This window comes from Pedobacter yonginensis, from assembly GCF_003173595.1.
GTDB classification, from domain to species: domain Bacteria; phylum Bacteroidota; class Bacteroidia; order Sphingobacteriales; family Sphingobacteriaceae; genus Pedobacter; species Pedobacter yonginense.
Window position 1 is genome coordinate 726,839 of sequence record NZ_QGNZ01000001.1, and the last position, 26,907, is coordinate 753,745.

General features: G+C 39.3%; 20 protein-coding genes and 1 pseudogene. 19 read left to right on the plus strand and 2 right to left on the minus strand.

Going from position 1 to position 26,907, the window contains the following annotated elements:
* Positions 1–18 precede the first annotated feature (18 nt).
* The 7 genes from DHW03_RS03140 (at position 19) to DHW03_RS03170 (ending at position 7,151) form a co-directional block, all read left to right on the plus strand.
* Positions 19–1,149, plus strand: a complete 1,131-nt coding sequence (locus DHW03_RS03140; RefSeq protein ID WP_109924994.1) for an efflux RND transporter periplasmic adaptor subunit — start codon at positions 19–21, stop codon at positions 1,147–1,149.
* A 1,060-nt stretch (positions 1,150–2,209) separates the two neighbouring features.
* Positions 2,210–2,635: a QcrA and Rieske domain-containing protein gene (locus DHW03_RS03145; RefSeq protein WP_109924273.1), complete on the plus strand. Its 426-nt coding sequence runs from the start codon at positions 2,210–2,212 to the stop codon at positions 2,633–2,635.
* 6 nt (positions 2,636–2,641) lie between these two features.
* Positions 2,642–3,070 carry a thioredoxin family protein gene (locus DHW03_RS03150; RefSeq protein WP_109924274.1) on the plus strand — a complete coding sequence of 143 codons (429 nt, stop codon included), beginning with the start codon at positions 2,642–2,644 and terminating at the stop codon, positions 3,068–3,070.
* 7 nt (positions 3,071–3,077) lie between these two features.
* Positions 3,078–4,010 (plus strand): FAD:protein FMN transferase, encoded by a 933-nt coding sequence (locus DHW03_RS03155; protein WP_109924275.1) that lies wholly within the window; start codon positions 3,078–3,080, stop codon positions 4,008–4,010.
* Between the two features lies 1 nt (position 4,011).
* Positions 4,012–4,242, plus strand: coding sequence for a DUF4266 domain-containing protein (locus DHW03_RS03160; RefSeq protein ID WP_109924276.1), 231 nt, complete (start codon positions 4,012–4,014; stop codon positions 4,240–4,242).
* 13 nt (positions 4,243–4,255) lie between these two features.
* Positions 4,256–5,467, plus strand: coding sequence for a DUF3570 domain-containing protein (locus tag DHW03_RS03165; protein WP_109924277.1), 1,212 nt, complete (start codon positions 4,256–4,258; stop codon positions 5,465–5,467).
* A 199-nt stretch (positions 5,468–5,666) separates the two neighbouring features.
* Positions 5,667–7,151, plus strand: coding sequence for an ArnT family glycosyltransferase (locus DHW03_RS03170; protein ID WP_109924278.1), 1,485 nt, complete (start codon positions 5,667–5,669; stop codon positions 7,149–7,151).
* 53 nt (positions 7,152–7,204) lie between these two features.
* Here DHW03_RS03170 and DHW03_RS03175 read toward each other — a convergent pair whose 3' ends face one another.
* On the minus strand, positions 7,205–8,203 hold the full coding sequence (locus tag DHW03_RS03175; protein ID WP_109924279.1) for a LacI family DNA-binding transcriptional regulator: 999 nt from the start codon (positions 8,201–8,203) through the stop codon (positions 7,205–7,207).
* A gap of 254 nt (positions 8,204–8,457) precedes the next feature.
* On the opposite strand from DHW03_RS03175, the gene DHW03_RS03180 reads away from it, so the two are divergent.
* The 8 genes and pseudogenes from DHW03_RS03180 (at position 8,458) to DHW03_RS19665 (ending at position 20,476) form a co-directional block, all read left to right on the plus strand.
* Positions 8,458–10,206 carry a glycoside hydrolase family 13 protein gene (locus tag DHW03_RS03180; protein WP_109924280.1) on the plus strand — a complete coding sequence of 583 codons (1,749 nt, stop codon included), beginning with the start codon at positions 8,458–8,460 and terminating at the stop codon, positions 10,204–10,206.
* Positions 10,207–10,213: 7 nt separating this feature from the next.
* Positions 10,214–11,563: an MFS transporter gene (locus DHW03_RS03185; RefSeq protein ID WP_109924281.1), complete on the plus strand. Its 1,350-nt coding sequence runs from the start codon at positions 10,214–10,216 to the stop codon at positions 11,561–11,563.
* Positions 11,563–12,756: a glycoside hydrolase 100 family protein gene (locus DHW03_RS03190; protein ID WP_109924282.1), complete on the plus strand. Its 1,194-nt coding sequence runs from the start codon at positions 11,563–11,565 to the stop codon at positions 12,754–12,756. The genes DHW03_RS03185 and DHW03_RS03190 overlap by 1 nt, the downstream gene beginning before the upstream one ends.
* 1 nt (position 12,757) lies before the next feature.
* Positions 12,758–13,687 (plus strand): carbohydrate kinase family protein, encoded by a 930-nt coding sequence (locus tag DHW03_RS03195; protein ID WP_165825348.1) that lies wholly within the window; start codon positions 12,758–12,760, stop codon positions 13,685–13,687.
* A gap of 99 nt (positions 13,688–13,786) precedes the next feature.
* Positions 13,787–16,804, plus strand: coding sequence for a SusC/RagA family TonB-linked outer membrane protein (locus tag DHW03_RS03200; protein WP_240618459.1), 3,018 nt, complete (start codon positions 13,787–13,789; stop codon positions 16,802–16,804).
* A gap of 17 nt (positions 16,805–16,821) precedes the next feature.
* Positions 16,822–18,330, plus strand: a complete 1,509-nt coding sequence (locus DHW03_RS03205; protein ID WP_109924284.1) for a RagB/SusD family nutrient uptake outer membrane protein — start codon at positions 16,822–16,824, stop codon at positions 18,328–18,330.
* A gap of 109 nt (positions 18,331–18,439) precedes the next feature.
* Positions 18,440–19,927, plus strand: a pseudogene (locus DHW03_RS03210) (glycoside hydrolase family 65 protein); the annotation flags it as partial.
* A 30-nt stretch (positions 19,928–19,957) separates the two neighbouring features.
* Positions 19,958–20,476 (plus strand): hypothetical protein, encoded by a 519-nt coding sequence (locus DHW03_RS19665; protein WP_394340901.1) that lies wholly within the window; start codon positions 19,958–19,960, stop codon positions 20,474–20,476.
* A gap of 1,682 nt (positions 20,477–22,158) precedes the next feature.
* Here the strand turns inward: DHW03_RS19665 and treF are convergent.
* On the minus strand, positions 22,159–23,745 hold the full coding sequence (gene treF / locus DHW03_RS03220) for an alpha,alpha-trehalase TreF (RefSeq protein ID WP_109924287.1): 1,587 nt from the start codon (positions 23,743–23,745) through the stop codon (positions 22,159–22,161).
* A 258-nt stretch (positions 23,746–24,003) separates the two neighbouring features.
* On the opposite strand from treF, the gene DHW03_RS03225 reads away from it, so the two are divergent.
* Genes DHW03_RS03225 through DHW03_RS03240 form a run of 4 tightly spaced genes read left to right on the plus strand, consistent with a single transcriptional unit; the run spans position 24,004 to position 26,907 of the window.
* Positions 24,004–24,846 carry a LytR/AlgR family response regulator transcription factor gene (locus DHW03_RS03225; protein ID WP_109924288.1) on the plus strand — a complete coding sequence of 281 codons (843 nt, stop codon included), beginning with the start codon at positions 24,004–24,006 and terminating at the stop codon, positions 24,844–24,846.
* 2 nt (positions 24,847–24,848) lie between these two features.
* The gene (locus DHW03_RS03230; protein ID WP_109924289.1) at positions 24,849–25,805 is read left to right on the plus strand and encodes a fibronectin type III domain-containing protein; all 957 of its coding nucleotides are present in this window, start codon (positions 24,849–24,851) and stop codon (positions 25,803–25,805) included.
* On the plus strand, positions 25,805–26,308 hold the full coding sequence (locus tag DHW03_RS03235; RefSeq protein WP_109924290.1) for a hypothetical protein: 504 nt from the start codon (positions 25,805–25,807) through the stop codon (positions 26,306–26,308). The genes DHW03_RS03230 and DHW03_RS03235 overlap by 1 nt, the downstream gene beginning before the upstream one ends.
* Positions 26,305–26,907, plus strand: a complete 603-nt coding sequence (locus DHW03_RS03240) for a toxin-antitoxin system YwqK family antitoxin (RefSeq protein WP_109924291.1) — start codon at positions 26,305–26,307, stop codon at positions 26,905–26,907. Before DHW03_RS03235 ends, DHW03_RS03240 begins: the two co-directional genes overlap by 4 nt.

Here is a 26,907-nt window from a genome sequence, read left to right on the forward strand (position 1 = left end):
ATAAAAAACTCAACACAGATGAAAAATATCATTTCAATCCTCGCTATATTATTGTTAACGGCATGCGGACAGCAAAAACCCGCCCCCGAAGCCGCAGAAAACACCAGCACAGAAGCTGATGTGGTTTTATTGAACAGCAAACAATTAAAAAATGCTGCTATACAAACCGGAACCATCGAAGACCAAAACATATCGGGCTTAATCAGGGTAAACGGCAATATTGATGTACCACCTCAAAATATGGTATCGATTAGTATGCCTCTAGGTGGTTATCTGCGTTCAACCAAGCTATTGCCGGGCATGCATGTAAACAAAGGCGAAGCCATAGCAGAAATGGAAGATCAGCAGTACATCCAAATGCAACAAGATTATTTAACCATAAAAGCTAAACTCGAATTTGCTCAACGCGAATACCTTCGTCAAAAGGAACTTAATCAAAGTCAAGCCAGCAGTAATAAAGTTTTCCAACAGGCAGAAGCCGAATACAAAACCCTGCGCATCAGTTTAGGAGCTTTAGCAGAAAAATTAAGTTTAATTAATATTGTTGCATCCAAACTTACCGAGCGAAACATATCACGACGCATAAATTTATATTCCCCTATAACGGGTTTTGTATCAAAGGTTAACGTTAATATTGGTAAATATGTAAATCCATCTGATGTGCTTTTTGAATTGGTAAATCCTACGGACATTCATCTTAATTTACGCGTTTTCGAAAAGGATTTACCGAGCCTAGCCATCGGCCAGAAACTGAAAGCATACAGCAATAATGCACCGGATAAGAAGTATGATTGCGAAATTATCTTAATCAGCAAAGACCTAACTGCCGATCATTTGGCCGAAGTACATTGTCATTTCGAAAATTACGATAAGGCTTTGATCCCTGGTCTATACATGAATGCAGAAATTGAAGTATCTAACACCAGATCATCTACGCTACCTGAAGAAGCGCTCGTTGATTTTGAAGGAAAACAGTTTGTTTTTGTTGCACTTAGCCAATCAAAGTTTAAGATGACCGAGGTTCAAACCGGCAAAATTGAGTCTGGAAGAATTGAAATAAAAAATCCAGAAGTGTTGAAAGAGAGGACGATTGTAATTAGAGGTGCCTACACTTTATTGATGAAATTGAAAAATAAGGCAGATGAATAGCTGGTTTTAATCCCGCCTCGCTACGTTCGAGTCGAGCTAACCGATTCAGTTACCTTCATTTCGGCCGTATTGGAGAAATCCTTGAACTCAGTTAGATTATCACCGCTAGGGTCACCGCCAAGGTCCGTGTCCGCACGTACCCTTGTTGGAACGATTTTATTGATTCCTGATGACACGAACTAAGGCAAAGGAAAGATTCAATAATCGTCCTTTCGACCGTAGTGGAGAAATCCTTTGAAAAGTTCTTCGGTTGGTCGAGAAATGTTTTCTCGACCGCAGAGCCGTGGATTTTTAATCCACCCAAGTTAAGTCCCCAAACTCAACCAAAACTATTTCGCGTACGAACGCACAAAACCATAATGAACAAATATTTATCAAAAAAGAATAAAATCTTTCGGTTGGTCGAGAAATGTTTTCTCGACCGCAGAACCGTGGATTTGTAATCCACCCAAGTTACGCCCCCAAACTCAACCAAAACTATTTCGCGTACGAACGCACAAAGCCATAATGAATAAATATTTAACAAAAAAGAATAAAATCTTTCGGTTGGTCGAGAAATGTTTTCTCGACCGCAGAACTGTGGATTTGTAATCCACCCAAGTTACGCCCCCAAACTCAACCAAAACTATTTCGCGTACGAACGCACAAAGCCATAATGAACAAATATTTAACAAAAAAGAATAAAATCGTTCGGTTGGTCGAGAAATGTTTTCTCGACCGCAGATCTGTGGATTTTTAATCCACCCAAGTTAAGTCCCCAAACTCAACCAAAACTATTTCGCTTACGAACGCACTAAGCCATAATTAACAAATATTTAACAAAAAAAAATAAAATCTTCAGAATGTCTTCAGACTTTATCCATATTTTTGTTACATGAGATTATTTCTTTGTCCACCATCCCAGGATAGAATGATCAATAGCGGATGGACAAATAAAGCCTTTTTATAGATAAAATTTTTACTCTTTTTTTCAAATTTAAGCTTCTCGTTACTTGGTGGTTATCCATTAGGAATCGATTTGTATATTTAATTGCATTGCTGATTTTAACTATAAAAAAATATGGACAGAAAAGATTTCCTAAAGAGCATTGGCATGAGTGCCGCTGCTTTCGCCTTAATAAACTGCATCGGTTGTAAGAAAACCGAAAGTACCAACACAACTGATACAACCGGACCTACAGGTGTAAATTTCACGCTCGATTTATCCTTAGCGGCTAACGCAGCATTGCTAACCAATGGAGGGTCGTTGGTTTCAAACGGCGTAATCGTTGCAAGAACAAATGCAGGTACCTATATTGCTGTTCAGCGTTCTTGTACACACGAGAGTTATACCTTAACTTACCAATCAGCCAACAGTCGTTTTTTCTGTCCAAATCATGGCGCTACGTTTGGAGAGAATGGTGCAGTAACTAACGGACCAGCCTCACGTTCATTAACCGTGTACAACACACAACTTACAGGTACAACTTTAAAAGTTTTCTCTTAAAATACTATGAAATTACTTCTTATCTCCCTATTAAGCTTTTTCGCAATTCCATTAACTTGGATGGGAAACTTTTCAGAAGCCCAAAAAGAAGCAAAAGCTAAACACAAACAAATTTTAATTAATTTTTCAGGTTCTGATTGGTGCGGACCCTGCATCCGCCTACGTTCAGAGATTCTAGAATCAGAAAGCTTTGAAAAATATGCCGCATCAAATCTTATTTTGGTTAGAGCCGACTTTCCGAGACAAAAGAAAAATCAGCTGAGCAAAGAACAGATTAAGTTAAATGAATCTTTAGCAGAGCTGTACAATAAGGATGGACATTTCCCATATACCGTTTTGGTTGATGAGAATGGCAAAGTGCTTAAAACTTGGGATGGATTTCCAAATGAAACGGCACAAGCCTTTGTTAATGAAGTGGCGATACTGAAAAAATAAGATCCCCATGCCGAAGCTCCTTTCTGTAAACCGAATACTAAAACTCATGGGGAATCGCTTTGAATTTACAGTAATTGCTGAAAATCAGCAAGATGGAAATGAGGCGATAGATCAGGCGATAGCAGAAGTGAGCAGAATAGAAAATCTACTCACCACCTTTAATGAACTGAGCCAAACCAGCCTGATTAACGAGCATGCGGGTTTGCGAGCGGTCAAGGTAGATGAAGAAGTGATTAACCTAATTGAACGTTCCATCAGGATCTCTGAAATTACGGATGGCGCATTCGACATTACTTATGGTTCTATAGATAAACGCCTTTGGAACTTTGATCAAAACATGACAAGCCTTCCCGATGAAGAAACTGCGCTAGCGTCTGTTGGCTTAATCGATTACCGAAATGTAATTTTAAATAAGAAGAAATCGACTGTTTTTTTAAAAAACAAGGGCATGAGGATAGGCTTTGGTGGAATAGGAAAGGGCTATGCAGCAGATCGGGCAAAAGCCACCCTCCAAAAGCTAGGCATTAAAAGCGGAATTGTGAATGCTGCCGGAGACCTCATCACCTGGGGAACGCAAGCCAATGGGCGTGCGTGGACGGTTGGTATTGCCGACCCTGATCAAACCGACAGACCATTTTCTGCGCTGAAAATCGGCGATATGGCCATTGCCACCTCTGGGAGTTATGAAAAATACGTTACCATTAATGGAAAGCGATATTCGCATACCATAGATCCTAAAACTGGCTTGCCCGTAAGTGGAATTAAAAGTGTAAGTATCATCTGCCCGAGCGCAGAACTTGCTGATGCACTCGCCACACCCGTTGTAGTGATGGGTGTAAAAGTAGGTTTAGACCTGGTTAATCAAATAAAACAAGTGGCCTGCATCGTTATAGACGATCAGGATCATGTACATACCTCAAACAATATTAATGTGATATAATATGAAAATTTCAAAAACATTTTTGTGCGCTATGCTCACCACATGCATTTTAAGTTGCATGTTAACAGCATGCAGCAGTGTCAAAGCTTATCAAAAAAATAAGATCAACGATTCAGATATGATTCTTTCTGCCAGAAAGTCACAGAAATTTGAACAGAGCTTTCAGCTATACCGTGAAGGTGCTTCTGGAGCCAATGGTGGAAAAAGTGGCGGTGGTTGCGGCTGTAATTAATTCAGATTAGAAAATGAGAAAAATTTATCTTCATGTGCTCTTTTTATATTTCGGTATATTAAGCACTTATGCACAGAGCAGACCAGAACCTGCAAAAACAGATAGCAGCAAATATCAGTCAAGAAAGTTAAAAGTTGATGAGGTTAACCTAGTTTCGGCATATTACCACCAAAATGGGAACAATTCTGCCGTAACGGGTGGTATTGGCACAGAAAATCTGAGCGATTTCGCGAACACCATCGATCTGCAAATGTCGAAGTTTAATAAAAAAGGCAAAAAAAATACATTTGTATTTGAATTGGGTGTAGATCATTATACATCAGCATCATCAGACAAAATCGATCCTAGTACAATTTCTTCGGCATCATCTGCTGACACACGTATTTATCCTTCTTTAAATTGGACACACTCTAATGAAGAAACTGGAAATTCATTTGGTTTCACTGGTTCTTATTCTACAGAATTTGATTATCAATCGCTAGGAGCAGCATTTAATTTAACGCGTTTATCGAAAGATAAAAACACCCAATTCGACTTTAAGCTTCAGGCTTTTTTAGATCAGTGGACCGTTATTCTACCCGTAGAGTTGCGAACGGGAAATGAGGGCAGGGGACATGGGCAATATGATACAGCGCCAAGAAATTCATTTAGTGCATCTTTTTCGATATCACAAGTAATTAATGAGAAGTTCCAAGCGGCGTTAATCGTAGAGCCATCCTACCAAAAAGGTTTACTTGCAACCAAATACCAGCGAGATTATTTTACAGATGGATCCCTACGTTCGGAAACTTTGCCAGATAAGCGATATAAACTTCCGATAGGTTTGAGAATGAATTACTTTTTAAACGATCGTTTCGTTATTCGTACTTTCTACAGGTATTATATGGATAATTGGGGAATCAGAGCGCACACCGCCGAACTCGAGGTACCCGTTAAATTGAATGCGTTCTTTTCGATTAGCCCATTCTATCGTTACAACAACCAAATAGGCACAAGGTATTTTGCAGCTTATGGGCAACACGCGCCATCTGCACAATACTTTACGAGCGATTACGATTTATCTACACTAACAAGCGATTTTTATGGCGCGGGTATTCGGTTTGCGCCACCTAAAGGCGTATTTGGTTGGCAGCGATTAAATATGCTGGAATTGCGTTATGGCCACTATTCTCGCTCTACCAGCTTAGTTTCCAATATCGTTTCCTTGAACTTGAAGTTTAAATAATTTCTTCAAAGAATCATAAAGAAAATTGTCGGAAACCTCTTATATGTTCCTGCAAGCACGTAAAATGGCTTGGTTTGGCAAAAGAGGTTTCTGATGATTTTCCCTTTTTATCGCAGAAAGATTTATCTTCTAAATGTCTTCAGAATGTTATCCTAGATTTGCTTAAACCTTTTGAAATACATCAAACTAAGCTCATCGTATGGAAATTGAAAAAAGGGTATCACAAAAGCGCTTTTTGCTTTATGCTTTAGTGACCATCGTTCTAGTTAGAATTGCATCTATATTTTTGATGGGGCCAATGCCACAAGATGCTTATTATTATCTCTACAGCCAACATCCTGCGCTTTCTTATTTTGATCACCCTCCAGCAATTGCGATGCTTTTGCGCCTGTTTACCTGGGCGCTCGGTTCAAATGTCATCGCCATAAAACTTGCAGATTCTATCTTAACCATTGGTACGGTTATCCTTTTTTACAAGCTTGCTTTATCTTTCTATCCAAAAGCCCAGGCGGCTCGTTCAACCATGCTATTGTTGTCGACCCTGATGGTTAGTATTTTATCGCTGGTTTCTACGCCCGATACCCCTTTACTTTTCTTTTGGACATTATCGCTTTTGTTCTCGTATAAGGCAATTACTACTAATAAAAGAGTGTGGTGGATTGTTGCCGGCATGGCCATGGGGCTGGCTTTCGATAGCAAGTACACCGCTGTTTTCTTACCATTTGGCCTCCTTTTATTTTTAATCCTATCCGCATCGCATCGTAAAAAATTGGCGACGGTATGGCCTTGGCTTACTTGCCTAACTATGGTTATATTTTCAGCTCCGGTCATTATTTGGAACATTCAACACAATTTTGCCTCCTTTGCCTTTCAAGGTTCTCAGCGTGTGGGGCAAATCACAGCATTTTCAATAAAACCCAAATTCATTTTTGGTTTGTTGGGGCACCAACTCGCTCTTTTAATGCCCATACTTTTTATTGCTCTCTTTTTCGGGCTTTACAAGCTAGCTAGAAAATATGGAAAGAAAGTTGCCGAAATCCCCGCCAACGATTTATTTCTCTTAAGTTTTTTTCTCCCCATTTTTGGTTTGTTCTTAATCATTTCTCCCATCTATTGGGTAAAAATTAATTGGATGATGCCCGCTTACATTACTGGAATACTGTGGGTTAATGCCTATTTGAGTGAAAAGTGGTTTAAGTGGCAAATGATAGTGGCGCTTGTTGTACACTTAGCGTTAATTATTGAAGTTGTTTTTTACCCTGTGCACATAAAGTCAGATGATACTTGGGTGGGTTGGGAAGATCTTTCAAAACAGGTACTCAGCGTACAAAAGCAACACCAAGCAAATTTTGTGTTCTCTGATGATAATTATAAAACCTCCGCTGAGCTCAATCTCTACAGCAAAGATTTTGTTTACGCACAGAATGTTATTGGAGAGCCCGCTTTAGAATTCGATTTTTTAGGTACTGACTTAAGCCATTTGGCTGGCCAAAGTGCGATTTATGTTGATTCTGATCCGAGGTTTAAAGATATGGCAATGAACAATCCAGATGCCGAAAAATTAAAGAATTATTTTAGTTCTGTACAACAATTGCCCTTAATCATTATTAAAAGAAATGGCAAGCCTATCAGGAAGTTTTACGTTTACCTATGCTCGAATTATCGTCCGCCAATCAGGAAATAAATAAGCATAATGATCAGCTGTCGTATTTCCGTTAGTTTAAGCTGATGGCAGTTTTACATTGAACCGCCTGTAACAAGTTTGGATTCATCGATGATGGTTTGTGCGAAAGAACTTCCAGCAATACATTTCATCATTCTATCGTAAGCCAATTTACCTAAATTGTAACCACTGGTTTCGGCATAGGTAATTTCAGGATAAAAAAGTTTCGGAATCATACCGTCGCTAATGGCAATTATACCCAAATCTTTCGGAGCACTTAAACCCTTTCTTTGAACGGCTTTCATTGTACCAGACAAGATCTCGTCGCTCATGCAAAAAATGACGAAATTCTTTTTTTTATAGTTTGGTATCAAAGAAAGTGTAAGTTGTTCAGCTTCATCGGCACTGCTGGCATGGACAACGTTCAGGTTGATGTGATCGTTAGCCTGGCTAAGCACCGAAATAAACTTTTCTAAGCGGCTTTTCGTGATTGACATATTCAAATGGCCAAAAATTCCCAATACATTCTCAGTTCCCCTTTTCAATATTTCTTCAGCAGCCAGGCTCGCCGCGTGATCGTCGCCCACACAAATTTTATTGCAAGATTCGTATTGCGGGACTTTGTCGAAGAAAATAACGGGGATGCCATGTACATCCAATTTTAAAAAAGGTTCCATATCCATTGTTTCGGTTGTAATGGCTATAAAAATACCCGATACCCGTTTATGTCTGCAACTCTTTAAAATATTTTGCTCAATTTTTGGATCATTTGCCGAGCGATATATGATTACAGAGTAGCCTAAGGTTTGAGCTTCCTCTTCAATAGATCGAATGAAAGAGTGATAGAAAAAATTTGATAAGCTTGGCACAACCACCGCAAATTCCTTACTGCTATGTGTACGGAGATTTACCGCATAGGGATTGGGGTCATACTCTAACAAATCTGCAAGTTCGGTTACCTTTTTCTTTGTTTCGGCTGAAATGTCTGGGTGATCTTTCAATGCCCTGGAAACGGTTGATATACTTAGGCTCAGTCGCTCAGCAATTTTTTTTAAGGTTGCGTTTTGTCTCATAACATCATTTGGTTAATCAAATATAAGTTTTCCACAGCAAACATTTCCGCAAATGTTTCCGCAAACGTTTGCGGTATTAAATCGACACATGTTGTAATTTTAAATTGATTAAAATCCTATCTTTAATTTACAACAACGAATGAGGTTTTAGTCAAATACTTTGATGAGGATCATTCTGCAGTTTAACCAAATATTAATTATTGTTTAGATTGATGTCTTAGCGTATTGACTCGTCTATTAGTAAAATCGAATTTATGAGAAATTGTATTCGTCTTGTTTTTATCTGCCTGCTATTTTGGGCTTTGCCGAGTCTGGCGCAGCAGGGTGTTAAAAATAGCGAAGTGAAACGGCCGACCTGGTGGAAGGAAGCGGTGGTTTACCAGCTCTATCCAAGGAGTTTTAAAGATAGTGATGGCGATGGGGTAGGTGATTTGAAAGGCATAATTTCTAAACTCGACTATCTGGAAAGCTTGGGTATCAGCGCAGTATGGTTAAATCCAATTTTTTCTTCTCCCAATGATGACAATGGTTACGACATTAGCGATTACCGCAACATTATGCAGGAGTTTGGAACCATGCAAGATTTTGATGAGCTGCTAGCAGGCTTGCACAAGCGCAAAATTAAGCTGGTATTGGATATGGTATTAAACCACAGTAGCGATGAACACAACTGGTTTAAGCAAGCGAAAACATCGCGTACAAGTCCGTATAGGAATTACTACCATTGGTGGCCAGAAGAAAAAGGCACGCCGACGCCTCGGTACAGCTTTTTCGATGTAAACAGCGATGCCTGGAAATACGAACCCAATACAAAATCTTATTACTTGCACTACTTTTCTCAAAAACAACCCGATTTGAATTGGGAGAATGAAAAATTGCGCAATGAGATTTACGATATGATGAAATTTTGGTTGGATAAAGGCATTGATGGTTTGAGGATGGATGCTTTTCAATACGTTTCAAAAGACACCACTTGGAAAAAATATCCTGAAGGCTATGAAAAGAACATCATCAAGTATTATGGGATGGGACCAAACTTGCACAGCTATTTAAAGGAAATGAACCAGAAGGTGATCAGCAGATATGATGTGATGACGGTTGCAGAAGGCGCGGGAAGTACTTTAGCCGATGCACATGATCTTGTAGATGCCGACCGTAAGGAATTAAACATGGCCTATCATTTTGAAGTTATGGATATTGGCAATGATATTAAAGGCTACAAACTTACCGACTTAAAAAAAACCTTTACCAAGTGGGATGATGCTTTTGCTGATCAGGGTTGGTTGGCCATTTTTTTAGCCAACCACGATGTACCTAGAATGGTAAGTAAATTCGGAAATGATGAGCCTGAATTTAGATCTTATGCTTCGAAATTGTTAACCACGTTAATTATGACCATGCGAGGTACGCCATTTTATTACAATGGAGATGAACTTGGCATGTCCAACGTAAAATTTAATGATATATCAGGTTACCGAGACATTGCAACGATTAATGCTTATAAAAGCGCAGAGGTAAAAGGTGAAGACATGCAGGTCTTTATGGAAAAGCAAAAGCGCTTCTCAAGAGACAATGCACGCACACCTTTTCAATGGGATGCTAGCGCGAACGCTGGTTTTACCACAGGGCAGCCTTGGATCAGCGTGAATCCGAATTATCAAAAGGTAAATGTTGCGATTGAAGAAAATGACCCAAATAGTGAGCTTTCTTATTTTAAACAGATTGTTACACTGAGAAAATCATCGCCCGTTTTAATTTATGGCGACTACAAAGTTTACGATATCGAAAATCCAGATGTGTATTGCTACACCAGAACAGAGGAAAAAGCGGAGGTTTTGGTGTTGCTTAATTTCTCTACAAAAAATTTAACCTATCCAATTGATAGCAGTATAAATGTTTCAAAAGCGAAGATGATGCTTAATAATTATGCAGGCAATTCTTTTACAAGTAAAAATTCGGTTCAGCTTAAACCGTGGCAAGCGTTAATTTTTAAACTTAATTAATTAGAAGATGATTGCTGCACCCGCAAACAAAGTTGATCAAGTATCATCAGCCATCAAGTTGAATTTCGGTTCAATCATTGCCATGAATCTGGGTTTCTTCGGTATTCAGTACAGTTTTGGTTTGCAACAAACCAACATGACGCCAATTTATTCTTATTTGGGCGCAAATGCCGATCAAATTCCACTGTTAAACTTAGCCGGACCTATGACCGGTTTAATTATTCAGCCAATTATTGGTGCCATGAGCGATAAAACAACCAGTAAATTTGGAAGAAGGAGACCCTATTTCTTAATCGGCGCAATCATTTGTAGCATTTGTCTTTTCTTAATGCCTTATAGCAGTTCCATTTGGATGGCAGCTGGTATTCTGTGGATTTTGGATGCTGGTAATAACATCACCATGGAACCTTATCGGGCTTTCGTTAGTGATAAATTGCCCTCAGAACAGCACTCGCTCGGTTTTTTAACACAAAGTTTTTTTACGGGTTTGGGTATTACCTTAGCCAATTTAACCCCTGGTATTTTAATTGCCGCTGGCCTAATCAGCATTCATTCCAGAAGTGGGAACAATATTCCTTATACTACCTACGCCGCATTTTTTATAGGTGGCGTGGTTTCTATTGGCTCAATTATGTTCAGTTGTTTAAAAACGAAAGAAGCTCCATTATCGAAAGAAGAAATTGTAAAAATAAAAGCCGAAAAAGGCGGAATTGGAATTGTTTTCAAAGATATTTTCGAGGCTTTTAAAGTCATGCCATCTACCATGAGGAAACTTGGGGTGGTTTATCTTTTCAACTGGTATGCCATGTTTGTGTATTGGCAATTTATCACACTTTGCTTAGCCAAAACCTTGTACAATACTACGGATAGCACATCTGATGGCTTTGCTTCAGCGCAACTGCTCACCGGAACTGTTAATGGGGGTTATAACGTGGTTACCTTTTTGGTGGCCTTTCCACTTGCTTTTTTTGCAAGAAAAATAACCGCACAGAAAGTACATCTGGTTAGCTTAATCTTCGGTGGCGCATGTTTGGCACTGCTGCCATTCATTAACAATCCTGCTTTATTGGTTATTCCGATTATCGGCTTAGGCATTGCCTGGGCAAGTATGATGGGAACACCCTATGCCATGCTCGCAGGCAGTATCCCGAAAGCAAAGACAGGAATTTTCATGGGGATTTTGAACATGTTTATCGTAATTCCGATGCTTTTGGAAACGATTACATTTAAATATGTATATAAATACCTTTTGGGTCATAACCCTGAAAATGCAATCATTTTTGCAGGAAGTTTAATCGCCATAGCAGGGTTTATGGTGCTTTTAATTAATAAAAAAGATAGCGCAGAAGTAGTATAATGGTCAATAAACAATCTTATAATCAAGCGCTAAGTCTTTTGCATCAGGCCACAACTCCTTCAGGATTTGTTGCAGCCGTGCAAGAACACGATAACTATAAACGCGTTTGGATCAGAGACGGGGTGATTACCAGCATAGCGGCATTGCTCAGTGGCGATGAAAACCTGATCAAAACGGCTAAGGCTACCTTGGAAACACTGTTCAATCATCAAAAAGGCGATGGTTGTATGCCTTCTAATGTTTCGCCGCAAGATGGAACAGTGAGCTATGGCGGTACATCGGGTCGTGCAGATAATCCATCATGGGCGGTTATCGGCTTAAGTGCTTATTCTATATTAACTGAGGATAGAAGTCTTTGGGTAAAATATCAAGATGAAATAGAGCGGTGTTTTGCGGTTCTTGATACTTGGGAGTTTAACGGGAAGCATTTGATTTATGTCCCTCAAAGTGGCGATTGGGCCGATGAATACCTTCAGCATGGTTACGTCTTGTTTGATCAATTGCTTCGAATTTGGGCTTTAAAGTTGGCAACAAAATTATCGCCTAACCCTTTATGGATTGATAAGGCGGCAAGAATTACTTCCGTTGTACAGGCAAATTATTGGAAAACAGAAGGACAACCCAATGCCTATGCGCCAAACTTAATTCACCAAATGAGCAACGCGTCGAAAGCCTTTTGGTTGATGGGCTTTAATCCATCTCGTATTTACAATTACTTTGATTTACAGGCCAATACCTTTTGTCTTTTAATGGGGATAGGCGATTCGGAGCAGAATTATTCGGTGATTGAATACATGAAGCAAAGGCATCAAGTGAGTAAAGCAATATTGCCGTCGTTTTATCCAACGATTGAAAAAAATGATACGGACATGAATGAACTAAGAAACAATTATGCCTATACATTTAGAAATAAGCCTGGCTATTTCCACAACGGCGGCTTGTGGCCTGTATGGAATGGTTGGCTGGTGGCGGCATTAGCCCTAAACCATGAAACGGACTTTGCAAAGAAGCTATTAACCGCTTTACATGAGGCCAATGGCAAAGCCGATTTATTTAATGAATGCTTGCAAGGCAATACTTTAAATCCTTGCGGCGTACCCAATTGTACTTGGAGTGCCGCGGGGGCAATCATTGCTGAACATGCACTAGCGGGAAATAACTTTAGTAAACTTTTCAATTTTAATGAAGGATAAAATGAATCCAAAAGGAACGATTTCTGGGAAAAAGGTTTTGGTAGTGGGAGAGTTGTTGGTTGATATCATATCAGATCAAAATATCGAATCGCTTGCTTTTGCCGCACAATTCTCGACTAATCAAGGTGGAAGCTCTGCAAATTTGTGCGCCAATTTGAAATGGCTGGGCGTTGATGCTGAATTGGTTGCATCCGTTGGAAATGATAACTTAGGTACCTTTTTAATAAACGAACTGCAAACGGTAGGCATCGCAAACACTTATATCAATCTTTCCACTGATCGACAAACCAGCATTGTTTTAGTGGCAAAAAATGAACACACGCCAGATTTTATCCCCTACAGAAGCGCCGATTTAGACATAAAACAAGTGGATGACCAAGCCATCGAAGGTGCTACAATTATTCACTCAACCGCATTTGCATTAAGCAAAGAACCCGCTAGAGGCAGCATTTTAACGGCCTTCCAGAAAGCTAGAGATATGGGCAAATTCATATCTATAGATTGGAATTTTGCTCCATCTATATGGCATACCGATGATGGGAAAGTGATTTTTAATGAAGTGATGGCGCTAGCACCTTTACTGAAAATTAGTGTAGATGATTTGCAACGCTTTGTTGGAGCGCCATTATCCATTGAACAATCTATTGAATGGCTAAATTCATTACAGGCAGAGGTAATCTGCCTAACCTGCGGAAAAGACGGCGTGTGGTACAAAACCAAAAGCGAAGCCTGGAAACATGAGCAAGCATTGGCCGTAGAAAAAGCGGTAGGCGTTACAGGAGCTGGCGATGCATTCTGGTCGGGGTTTTTATCTGCCTTCATCCAAGAAAAATCAATTGACAAATGCGTCGTTAGAGCCCTTGAAGTCGCCAAAATGAAAATTGAAAAACCAAATCCCTTATATAAAATTAAACTATTAACGAATTATTAACGAAGAAAATGAGCAACAACTATCAACCACCTTGAAATTGAGGACAAAAACACAAACAAATTAATTTTTCTAACCAATTAAAATAAAACCATTATGAATATGACTCTACCAAGTAATTGGTCTGTTTTACCTAGAAAACAGAAATTGTATGCATTTAAGAAACTTGCCTTGTTGAGTTTCTTTATGATCTTTTTAAGCACAGCGGCTTTTGCACAAAGCGTTGTAAGAGGGGTGATTTTAGATAACGATAAATTGCCTTTAGTTGGTGCCACGATACAGGTATCAGGAACAAGTGCCAAAACCCAAAGTGATGCTGAGGGTAAATATCAAATTAGCGTGCCTTCCACAACTTCAAAGCTAATTGTAAGCTTTGTAGGTTTTGAAACCCAAACCGTAAGTGTTAATAACCAAACTGTGGTAAACATTACACTGGCCTCACTCAATAACTTAGATGCGGTAGTGGTTGTGGGTTATGCTTCAGTAAGAAAGAGTGATTTAACAGGAGCAGCAACAACAGTATCGGCAAAGGATTTTAACAAAGGACCGCTTAACGCACCTGATCAGTTAATTCAGGGTAAAGTTGCTGGTGTTCAAATGATTAATAATAGCGGACAACCAGGGGGTGCTTCTACAGTGAGAATCAGGGGTAACTCTGCCATCACAGGAACAGGGCAACCGCTTTACGTTGTGGATGGAGTTGCTTTAGACGGAAGATCGGCAAGACCGTCAGCAAGTGCAGGTATTGGAACCGCACCCGATGGAAACCCGCTGAATTTCATCAATCCAGCAGACATTGAAGCAATGGAGATTTTAAAAGATGCATCTGCAACCGCAATTTATGGATCGCGTGCGGCTTACGGTGTGGTTTTAATCACCACTAAAAGGGGTAAATCTGGAGATACCAAGATCGATTTCAGTGCATCGGCAGGAGTGAGCAATATCGCAAGAAGAGTAGATGTACTTTCTGGCGATGAGTACCGTGCAGCACTTGCGAAATACGGCTTAACAAACGGAAATTTCGGTTCCAGTGTAGATGCGTTAGACGCAATCACTAGAACAGCCTATAACCAAAACTATTCTGTGGGCATAAGCGGTGGTACAAATGGAAACACATTTCGTGCTTCACTTGGATACCAAGATCAACAAGGTATCATCAAAACAACTGATTTTAAGAAATACAGTGCAGGTTTTAATGGAAACTTCAAATTTTTGGAAAGCAAAAAGTTAGGTCTGGATGTGAACATGATTAGCAACCAATACTTAGAACAGATTGCACCAATTACAACGGATGCGGGTTTTACAGGTAGTTTGATTAGTCAGGCGTTATCGTGGAATCCAACCCAATCTTTTTATAATTCAGACGGTAGCCTGTTTATTGATTATGGTTCAACAACCATTAATCCGCTTGCTGCTTTGGCTGCAAATAATGATAAAGCAAAAGTTTCGACCATTTTAGGAAGCGTATCACCTTATTATAAAATTACACCTTGGTTGGAGTATCGTATGTTGGCCAGCGTAAATTATAGCACAGGGATCAGAAGAGCATCAACCCGTAGCACTTTAAACCTGCAAGGGATTCAACCAGATGGTACTTTCTTGGGTGGCTATGCCAGTTATTCCAATACTGAGTTGGTAACACAACAGTTTACCAATACCTTAAACTTCAACAAAAAAATTGTTGGTAATCTTAACTTAAATGCCATCATCGGTTACGAGTATTCCAATTTTATGAATAAAGGAACCGTAAATACAGCAACTGGTTTCGGTAATATTGATGCAGATTATACAGATGCCTTTCAAACAACAGCACCTGCAAACCGTACTTTCTCGGCTTTTAACAACCCAACAACCGAACTGCAATCTTATTTTGCAAGGGCAATTTTTAATTACGACAGCAAGTACATTTTAACAGCCACATTTAGGGCGGATGGTTCTACCAAATTTGGTAAATCTAATCGTTATGGTTACTTCCCTTCATTTGCTGCTGCTTGGGACATTAAAAAAGAAAGTTTCATGGCCAACACAGAATGGGTAGATCAACTTAAACTTCGCGTAGGCTATGGAAAAACGGGTAATCAAGATTTCCCATCCGGCTCTGCGCAACAACGCTATGATTTTGGAAACTCGAACGGTGCACCAACTTTAGTTGCCATCAATAACGCCAATCCAAATCTAAAATGGCAATCAGACGAGCAATCGAATATTGGAGTAGATTTCGGATTTTTAAAAACCAAGCTTACTGGATCAATTGATTATTTCTACAAGAAAACCAATGATTTGTTGTTCCCACAAATTTCATTTGTACCAGCTGTTGGTGGAAATGTGCCAACTTGGGTAAACTTACCAGGCCAAATCATCAATAAGGGTTTAGAATTGACCCTGAACGGGAATATTTTAGAAACTAAGGACATTTCTTGGTCACTAGGTGGTAATGCTACCTTTATTAAAAACAAAGTTCAAAACATTTCGGGCTTAATTAAAACAGGTGCCTTAAACGGACAAGGTTTAAGTGGTGTAACAACTGAGGTTATTCAAAATGGACTTCCATTATTTGCGATGGTGACAAGAGAGTATAAAGGCTTAGATGCAAATGGTTTCTCAATTTATACAGATGATGGTTTCACAAACTATTATGTGGGCAATCCAAATCCTAAAGTAATTATGGGTTTGAGTACTAACTTCAGATACAAAAAACTATCGTTCACGGCGAACTTTAATGGTGCCTTCGGACAAAGCATCTACAACAATACTGCAAACTCTGTTTTGGCAATTTCTAACTTAGGTACCAGAAACATTTCTTCAGCATTGGTAAGTTTGCCAGTTGCAGAATCGCTTGCAAATCCAATCGCAGCTTCATCAAGATACATAGAGAAAGGTGATTATTTGAAATTGGCAAATGCGACGTTGAACTATAATTTTGGAAACGTTGGCAAGGCCATCAAATCACTTAACATTTATGTGAATGGTCAAAATTTATTCGTAATCACGAATTACACAGGTTTTGACCCAGAGGTGAATGTAAACAAAAGTGTAAGTGGGGTGCCATCAGCAGGGATAGACTATACAGCGTATCCTACTGCAAGAACCTTCAATTTTGGCGTTAATTTTTCTCTTTAATTTTAAAAAATACGGACATGAAAAATAAATATATAATTGGATTAGCTGTGGTGGCCTTAAGTTTTTCGGCTTGTACCAAGCTAGATGAAAACTTAAACGGTCAGGTAAGCAATTCAGGTGTTGGTGGTGGAAATGTGTCGAGTTTATTGGGCGCAACTTATGCGGCGATGATTGGTCCCTACCAAGCACCATGGAATTGGTCGGCTTTGCAAGAAGTTACATCTGATGAGCTTATTGTGCCTACCCGTGCAGGCGATTGGGACGATAATGGTGCATGGCGCTCATTGCACTTGCATAAATGGGCACCTGATCATTCAAGAATCTCTGATGTTTTTAGAGACTTGAATAGTATTTCCTATGTAGCAACCAGCGTGTTGGGCGCGAATCCAACCCCAGCACAGGCTGCACAAGCCCGTTTTTTACGTGCCTTTGCTCAGTTTTCTATTCTAGATGGATGGGGTCAGGTTCCTTATAGAGATGCAGGTGAAGATGTTACTAAACCATCAAGAGTTAGAAATGCAGCCGATGAGATTGCATATTTAATTGCTGAATTAAATGCCATAATCCCAGATTTACCAAATGGACCAGCAAACTTGGCAAACAAAAATGCAGCTAAAGTGCTGTTAATGAAGGTTTATTTAAATAAAGGTGCTTTTTTAAATCGTGCTGCACCAACCTTCGATGCTGCAGATATGGCAAAAGTAATTACATTAGCTGATGAGATTGCTACAGGTGGATATGTGTTAAATGCCAACTATTTCGATAATTTTGCGCCAACAAATAATGTGCTTTCTCAAGAAAATATCTTCACAGCACAAAACATAGCTGGTTCATCAGGAAGTGATTTAGATGGTCAATGGAAATGTACCTTACATTACAATCAAAATCCAAATGGCTACAATGGTTTCTCCTCATTGTCTAACTTTTATAACAAATTCGAAGCGACTGATAAAAGAAGAGGTAGTGCCTATACCGGTCAAACAAATGTCTCGGGCATAAGAGTTGGTTTCCTTGTAGGCCAACAATTTGATCAAAATGGTGTAGCATTGAAAGATAGAAAGGGTAATCCATTAGCTTTTACACCAGAAGTGGCCATCATTGAACGCGATCCAAATCACTTGGAAGTTGCAGGTATCCGTGTAATAAAATATCCTATTGATTATGCAAATACCGGTTCTAAGAAACCAGATAACGATTGGGTTTATTTCCGTTATTCGGATGTGTTGTTAATGAAGGCCGAAGCCCAATTAAGAACCAGCCAATCGGCTCCAGCATTAACAATTGTAAATTCATTGAGAACCGTTAGAGGTGCTTCTGCTTTGGGTAGTTTAACATTAGATATTTTATTAGACGAACGCGGACGTGAATTGTACTGGGAAAGCTTTAGAAGACAAGATTTAATTCGTTTTGGAAAATTCCTTGATGCTTGGCAAGAAAAACCAGCAAGCACAGCGAAATATTTAGTTTTTCCAATTCCAGACAATCAACTGGGTAACCCTAATCTTCAACAAAACCCTGGCTACTAACAGTTAATAAAGCCAGATTATTTAAGGCTGATATTGCGATTATTTATCCTATAATTTAATCGCAATTCAGCCTTTTGTTTGCTACACTTCCTTCATAAATGATGTATCTATGAAAAAAAACATATTTGTACTACTGCTATTACTCTCTACATTCCATTCAAATGCTCAGGATCCTTGGATACTAAACGCTCAAAAAATAGACCCTAACAAGTATTTTGGGATCACTACCGCCAATGGGATGATTGGTATTGTTTCATCTCCACAGCCCTTTAAAGTAAAAAATGTTGTGTTGGCAGGCACTTTTGATACTTATGGTCGCGGGCGGGTGAGTAATTTTTTAAATGGCTTCAATCTACTTAATATGTACATGGAAATTGATGGGCGAAGATTGGATGAGCAAAACACCAGCAATATGCAACAACAATTGGATATGAAGCACGCCGCCTTTACCTCGCAATTAACTTTCGGTAAAAAAGCCAATATTAAATACACCTATTATGCGCTTCGGCATTTGCCCTACACGGTATTAATGGATGTGACAGTTACCGCGAACGAGGATTTAAAGTTGAGTGCTGCCAGTGTGATGGAAACCCCAGATGCGCTGCGTGACGTAGAAAATTATTACAATGAAATCGATCGACCGCATGTAACTTTAAGTTTGCTTACCTCAACAGCCAAAAGCCCGACAGGTAAATTACAACTTTGTGCATCAAATAGTTTTTTGTTTACAGAGCCACATGCTAGCGAACCAAAAATCATCCACGAAATGTGGGATAACAATAGTCATTTAATGAAGTTTAGCAAAAACTTAAAAGCTGGCGAAAGCTATACTTATTCCATCATCGGCAGCACAATCAGTTCCGCTCAACATGCTGATCCATTGAATGAAGCCGAAAGAATGACTATTTTTGCCAAGTTAGAAGGGCACGATCGCTTGCTTAAATACCACAATGCCGCTTGGGATGAATTATGGAAATCGGATATTTTGATAGATGGAGATCCACAAGCACAACAAGATGTGCACAGCATGTTGTATCACCTCACATCTTTCTCTCGTGCAGGAACTGCTTATTCACTTTCGCCAATGGGCTTATCGGGTTTGGGATATAACGGACATGTATTTTGGGATACCGACATTTGGATGTTCCCGGCTTTACTTGTTCTTCATCCTGACATTGCAAAATCTTTAATTGAATACAGATTTGAACGCTTAGAAGCCGCTAAAAGAAATGCATTTTCTCATGGATTTAAAGGTGCAATGTACCCTTGGGAAAGTGCAGATAGTGGAGTAGAAGAAACACCAGTTTGGGCGTTGAGCGGACCATTTGAGCATCACATATCTGCCGATGTAGCTTTAGCCGCTTGGAATTACTATTGTGTAACCCAAGATCAGGTTTGGCTCAAAGAGAAAGGTTGGCCAATGCTATCAGCAACCGCAGATTTTTGGGCCAGTAGGGTAGAGAGAAATGGAAACAATCAGTATGACATAAAGAACGTGGTAGCGGCCGACGAATGGGCAGAAAATGTTGATAATAATGCCTTTACCAATGCTGCTGCGAAATTGAATTTAAAAAACGCAAATTCGGCAGCCGCCATTTTAGGCTTACCGCAAAATAAAGATTGGGCATTGGTAGAAAAAAATATCCCCATTTTAAGCTTTCCCGACGGCGTCACCAAAGAGCATGCCACTTACAAAGGTGAAGGTATTAAACAAGCGGATGTGAACTTACTCGCTTACCCACTCAAATCTACTACCGATAAAAATCAGATTGTTAAAGATTTAGCATACTACGAAACCAGAATTCCGGATGAAGGAACACCAGCGATGACGCATGCAATTTTTGCGCTTTTGTATGCAAGAACAGGAAATGCAAATAAGGCTTACCAATATTTTAACGAAGCTTATCAACCAAATTTGAATCCACCATTTAGGGTAATTGCCGAAACCAAGGGGGGTACGAATCCATACTTCGCTACCGGAGCCGGAGGAGTTTTACAAAGCGTATTGATGGGATTTGGAGGAATTGACATCACAGCCAAAGGCATTGTTCAAGTTCCGAGTGTTTTGCCATCAAAGTGGAAATCGTTAAAAATTACTGGTGTTGGTGTAGAGCATAAAACGATCCTCCTCACCAATAAAAATTAGTAATTCGTAATTAAAAAAAAGCTTGTCGAAATCCTAGGAAAGATGTTTCGACAAGCTTAAATGAAAATTGGATTAAAACCAACCTAGGGTTGGTCGAGAAATTTTTTCTCGACCCCATAGCTGTGGATTTTTAATCCACCACAGCTCAATGATTTCTCTACTACCTTCGATATCACCTGTCGATAATTCATCCTCTCAGCTGAGCGTAGCGAAATAAAGGGATCTTTGAAATTAGGAGCAAAACCAACCTGGGGTTGGTCGAGAAATTTTTTCTCGACCCTAGAGCTGTGGATTTTTAATCCACCTAAGTTCAATGATTTCTCAACTACCTTCAATATGACGTGCCGATAATCCGTACGCTCAACTGGAGCGCATCCGCTATCGTCGAAATAGCGATGCATTTTGAAAATCTTTTAAAACTCGTTCGTCATGCTGAATTTATTTCAGCACCTTGATAGCAATTAAAATTGCTTGAATCTTCTGCTTAACTGGTATCGAAAATAGGTAATAATACTTTTTATTGTTTTTTAATTGGAAAGCAGGTGCCTACTAATCGGTTCCGGCAGTCCCGTGCTCTCTTCAATCTTTTACCTTAAATCCCTGAAAAAGGGATTTGGTAAAAGGATTTCCGTACCGCCCGGGTTTATTACACTTTGGTAAGTGCAAGAACCGCCATCGCAAAACTACGGTTGGTCGAGAAATGTTTTCTCGACCCTAGCTCGATCTGTGGATTTTTATTCCACCTAAGTCCAATGATTTCTCCACTACCTTCGATATGACGTTTCGATAATCCATCCGCTCAACTGAGCGAGGCGAAATAAAGTGATCTTTGAAATTAAGAGTAAAATCAACCTGGGGTTGGTCGAGAAATTTTTTCTCGACCCTAGAGCTGTGGATTTTTAATCCACCAAACAAAGTTCAATGATTTCTCCACTACCTTCAATATGACGTGTCGATAATCCGTCCGCTCAACTGGAGCGCATCCGCTATCGTCGAAATAGCGATGCATTTTGAAAATCTTTTAAAACTCGTTCGTCATGCTGAATTTATTTCAGCACCTTGATAGCAATTAAAATTGCTTGAATCTTCTGCTTAACTGGTATCGAAAATAGCTAATAATACTTTTTATTGTTTTTTAATTGGAAAGCAGGTGCCTACTAATCGGTTCCGGCAGTCCCGTGCTCTCTTCAATCTTTTACCTTAAATCCCTGAAAAAGGGATTTGGTAAAAGGATTTCCGTACCGCCCGGGTTTATTACACGTTGGTAAGTGCAAGAACCTCCATCGCAAAACTAGGGCTGGTCGAGAAATTTTTTCTCGACCCTAGAGTTGTGGATTTTTAATCCACCTAAGTTCAATGATTTCTCCACTATCTTCGATTTCACCTGTCGATAATCCGTACGCTCAACTGGAGCGTAGCGAAATAATGGGATCTTTGAAATTAACAGTAAAATCACCCTAGGGTTGGTCGAGAAATTTTTTCTCGACCCTAGAGCTGTGGATTTTTAATCCACCACAGTTCAATGATTTCTCCACTACCTTCAATTTCACCTGTCGATAATCCGTACTCTCAACTGAGCGTAGCGAAATAATGGGATCATTTGAAAAATGAACCAAAATATCTTTAAAAGACTTCTGCGCTATGCTCGAAATGGCGGTGCATCTAATTCAATTGCGTTTAAATTACTTTTTCAATAGCTTTAAAAGTACACCGTTTGTCCAACCAAATCCATCCTGCAAAGGATATTCGCCGCCGCCACCTTTACTATCGGTTTCTACCACGTTATATTTCTCCATCAATTTTCCAGTTTCTTTAAACACCGCAATGTTTTGATTCACCCAGCGATCGGAAATATCATCTGCCAATTCCTTATAACGATAATTGTATAGCCCTTGAATACTTATATATTGCAAAGGCGCCCAAGCATTTGGTGCATCCCATTGTTCTTTGGTGGTGGTTAATGTCGAGATTAAGCCTCCTTTTTTCAAGAAATCTTTCTTGATTTTATCTGATACGGCCTTTGCCTGTTTTTCTGTAGCGATATTAAAATATAACGGGAAAGATGAAGCTAAGGTAAGTTGTGCAGATTGACGTTTGGTTTTCCAATTGTAGTCGGTAAAAAAAATCTCTTGTTGATTCCAAAAGTATTTCAAAATGGCGGCCTTTCTTTTATTGGCCTTTGCGGTAAATAGCTGTGCTTTTGCTGCATCGCCCTTTTGTGTATTGGCTTCAGCAATAGCGAGTTCCAAATTATAAAGTAGGGTATTCAAATCAACAGGCAATAGGTCGGTTGTGATAATCTGGTTAAAGCTTTTTCCATCAGCAAACCATCTGCTGCTAAAATCCCAGCCAGATTCGGCCGCCGAGCGTACATTACGAAGAAAAACAGATGGTTGTTGCTTTGTTAATTTCGCCGATTCTACATCTTCCCTATACGATTCTTCGCGGGGTTGGTCGCCTGCATCATAATAGCGATTCAGAACAGTTCCATCCAACAACTTTACCGAGTGGTTCACAGCAGTGCCGTTTTTTAAGTTTGTAGCGCCTTTCATCCAGAAATCATATTCCTTTTCCAAGGCATCTTTATAATCGCTGATTTTAACATCAGGATTGTCTTTAGTGAGCAATTGAACCATGGCCGCAAAGAATGGGGGTTGCGAACGGGTTAAATAATAGCTTCTGTTTCCGTTCGGAATAAAGCCATATTTATTAATCAGAAAAGCAAAGTTGTCGATCATATCTTTAATCACTTCCACTTTTCCTGCCTTTTGCAATCCCAACATGGTGAAATACGAATCCCAATAATAAATCTCCCTAAACCGACCGCCCGGCACGATATAGGGTTTAGGCAGTGGGAGCAAAGAGGTTTTGAATGCAGACAAAGTATCGGGGTTTCTTTTTAAAACCGTCCATAGGGTGTCTAAATGTTTTTCAATACCAGCGCTAATATCCGATTGATAAACGGCGTTGTGATTTTCGGGCAATGAAAAGTGCTGATTTACAAATGCATTTAAGTTGAAATCCTTCAATTTCTTTTGCGCATTGTAATCAAGCATAATAGCCGTGGGTTGCATTTTTGGGATGGCATCAGCGAATGATTTACTGTCGGGATAAATTCTAGCCATCTGCACCTGCTCGAATAAGCCCGGATAGGTTTGTCTTGGACTTAATTCTTTCTGGGCGAACAGTTGATTAGAAAATAGGGACAAATACGCAAACATCATGATTTTGATGGAGCGCTGTAAGTTGTTTGGTTGTTGCTGGCTCATATTATTACATTAAAAAATAAATATAATTAATTTTGGGATTAATGGCGACAAATGTAGTAGTTAATATACAGCTGGGCATGGATGCTTCTATTGCGCGGTCTGAAAAATAATCTCGATATTTGTATAAATCTAAATGGGTTGTATCATTAATCAACTACACCTGTTTCCCGAATACATTTCTCATTATCAGTTAATTCTGTTGAGTCTGTAATCTTTCCCTGTTGTTGTATTTCTATTCTAGCATTTATTCAATTGTTAATGATTAACTGTTACATTATAGGGGAAATTTCTTCTGTTGAACCGCTTTGTGGTTTGATTAATAATTATCCAATTACCGAGCTTAAGGGCTATTCTATGCAGAAACCCGAAAGCTTCGATCCGGTATATTCCTTACGACCAGAAATTGTGTTTATAGACGATAAGTTTTTAATAAACAACGAAACATGGCTAGAGCGAATTAGGCAATTTGCCGCAATAATCATCGTATCAAATCAAATTGACAGAGCTTTTGAAGCTTTTGAATATCAGGCATTTGATTATCTGCTTAAGCCAATTTCTTTTAATCGTTTCGTAAAATGCATTAACAAGTTTGATCACATCACTCAGCTTGCTCACCATCCTAAACTGCCCAGATTGCAACCCATTTCGGATTGTTTTTTTATAAAGGCAGATTCGAAAGGGATTAAACAGGTATTGATTAAGTGTAACGACCTCATTTATATAGAGGCCTTGCAAAATTATGTTATTCTTCATTTGGAAAGGGATAAGAAGTTTTGCTGTTATAATACCATGAAAGAAATGGAAGATAGCTTGCCCGAGCATGAATTTTCAAGAGTACATAAATCTTTCATCATCAACGATTCTAAAATCATTTCTATTGATGGTAATGCCATTTCGTTAAAGGGTACTGAAAATCTTAAGATTATCTTCGGCACCATCTATAAAAAAGCATTTATGGAGAAAAAAAGCGATATCATCATCAAGCGCCACCGGAAAGGTGGGGAGATATTGACATATCCAAAACTTGCAACCTCATTTATTTTATGTTTAGGGGCATCGCTTCAACTCATTCATCTCCTTAATCCATTCTTACCCCTTTAATTATGATTCGTTTAAATAAAATAAACTCCCTGGGTTTATTGGCCTTAATCTGTACACTTTTTTACGGCTGTACCGAGTTTATTGAACCCTCACTTACGAGCCGAACGGTAGTCATCATTTCTCCGGCCAATCAATCCGAATCCAATATTTACCAGCAAACTTTTTGGTGGGAACCGCAGGCAGACGCTTTGGGCTATCGGCTACAGGTTGTTGCGCCGAAATTTAGCAATGCTTCAAAATTTGTACTGGACACGTTGATTAAAACGGACAAGTTTACATTTACCCTTGAACCAGGAAATTATGAGTGGCGGGTAAGAGCGGAAAATGGAAGCAGCGTAAGCAGTTATACCACAAATTCGCTTGTTATCCATCCGTCCTCATTAAAAGAGCAATCCGTACAGCTTTCAACTCCAACCGATGTTTACTATACATCCGATGCGAATATTAGTTTTAGTTGGCTTAAACTTTTTGGTGCAAGTCAATACAGGCTTCAAATCGATAATCAGAACTTTGCCGATGAAACGAAGCTGACCCTAAACGCGGTGAGCGACAATACAGTTTTTCTTCATAAGCTGCTAAAGGAAGGTGCTTATCAGTATCGAGTGCGCGCAGAAAGTACCTCCGAGGTATCGAAATGGAGCGTGGTAAGGAATTTGGTTTATGATGTAACAGCGCCATCAAAGCCCGATTTAGTTTCTCCAGCAAACAAACAAACCATCACCCTGCCCACAAAGCTTTTATGGAATAAGGTTACAGATGCAGAAAAGTATGAGCTGTATTTGTACCAAAAAGATTCCGTTACCCTTTACAATACCAATTACCCAGCGCTCTTGACTACAAATGAACAAACCATTAGCAGTGGCACACAAGGCGAAACCTTTGTGTGGCGTACCAGAGCGATAGATAAGGCAGGAAATAAAAGCAGTTTTAGCGATTACCGAACTTTTACAATACAATAATGAAGAATAGAAAATCAGTTTATCTTCTAATTTGTTGCGTAATAGCGGTTTGGGGCATCATCGGGTATAGAATATACGCAGCAACTACAGGCGATGAAACCACACCAATAAGCTCGAACAATTCTTCTCGAAAGGGCTATTTTAAATTAATCGATCATAGCCAAGACACCTATTCTCTTCATGCAGATTACCCTGATCCGTTTAGGGGTTTCGATGATGCTCCTGAAGAAAAACCTCTTGATGAGCATCCGATCGTCAGCCAATCAAGTCAAAATACGGCCTTCACCAAACCTGAAATTAATTGGTATGGCATACTCTTTTTAGGCTATATCCTTAATCCTCAAAGTAAAAAAAAGGTAGGTATTTTCAGTGTAAACGGACATGAAACGATGCTTAGTGAAGGTGAGCAGGCTAGTGGCCTTAAAATTAACAAGTTCGTTGGTGATTCTGTAAAAGTCACCTATCAAAAGGCAAGCAAATTTATATCGATTAAAAGACAATGAAAAAAACAAGCTTCATGATGTTTTTCACAATGCTTTTTGTAACACAAGCATTTGCACAGAAAAGCATAACATCTGCACTTCTACAATCCTATAGCCACACGGTTAATTATTCTTGGGGTAAGGCTGTTTTTCATCTACTACCTGCTGAAAAGCAAATTGAGCACACCAATTTGGAAAAACACTATTTCTGGTATAGTGGTAATGTGCTTAACCATACCCAAGGGGGCTTTAGTGGGCGATTGTTGGATGGAGATTACAGCGAATATTATAACAACAACAACCTTAAAGTTCAAGGCACATTTAAAACGGGTTTAAAGCATGGTGCTTGGCGTGCTTGGACAGAGGATGGCATACTTCAATCGGTTACGCATTACAAATTTGGAAGCATAGATGGGGAATTTATGGAATATGACGTGGATGGAAAGATTTTAAAAACAGGTTTCTATAACAACGGGCGCTTAGATGGCAAACTGTGCAAGTATCAGGGTGATTCCCTCCTTATAGAAAAATATAATAACGGAAAGATTATACTCCCAAAAGTATCGTGGCTTGAGCGTAGGTTGACAGGCTTTTTCACGATGATAAAAAGAATTTTTTAA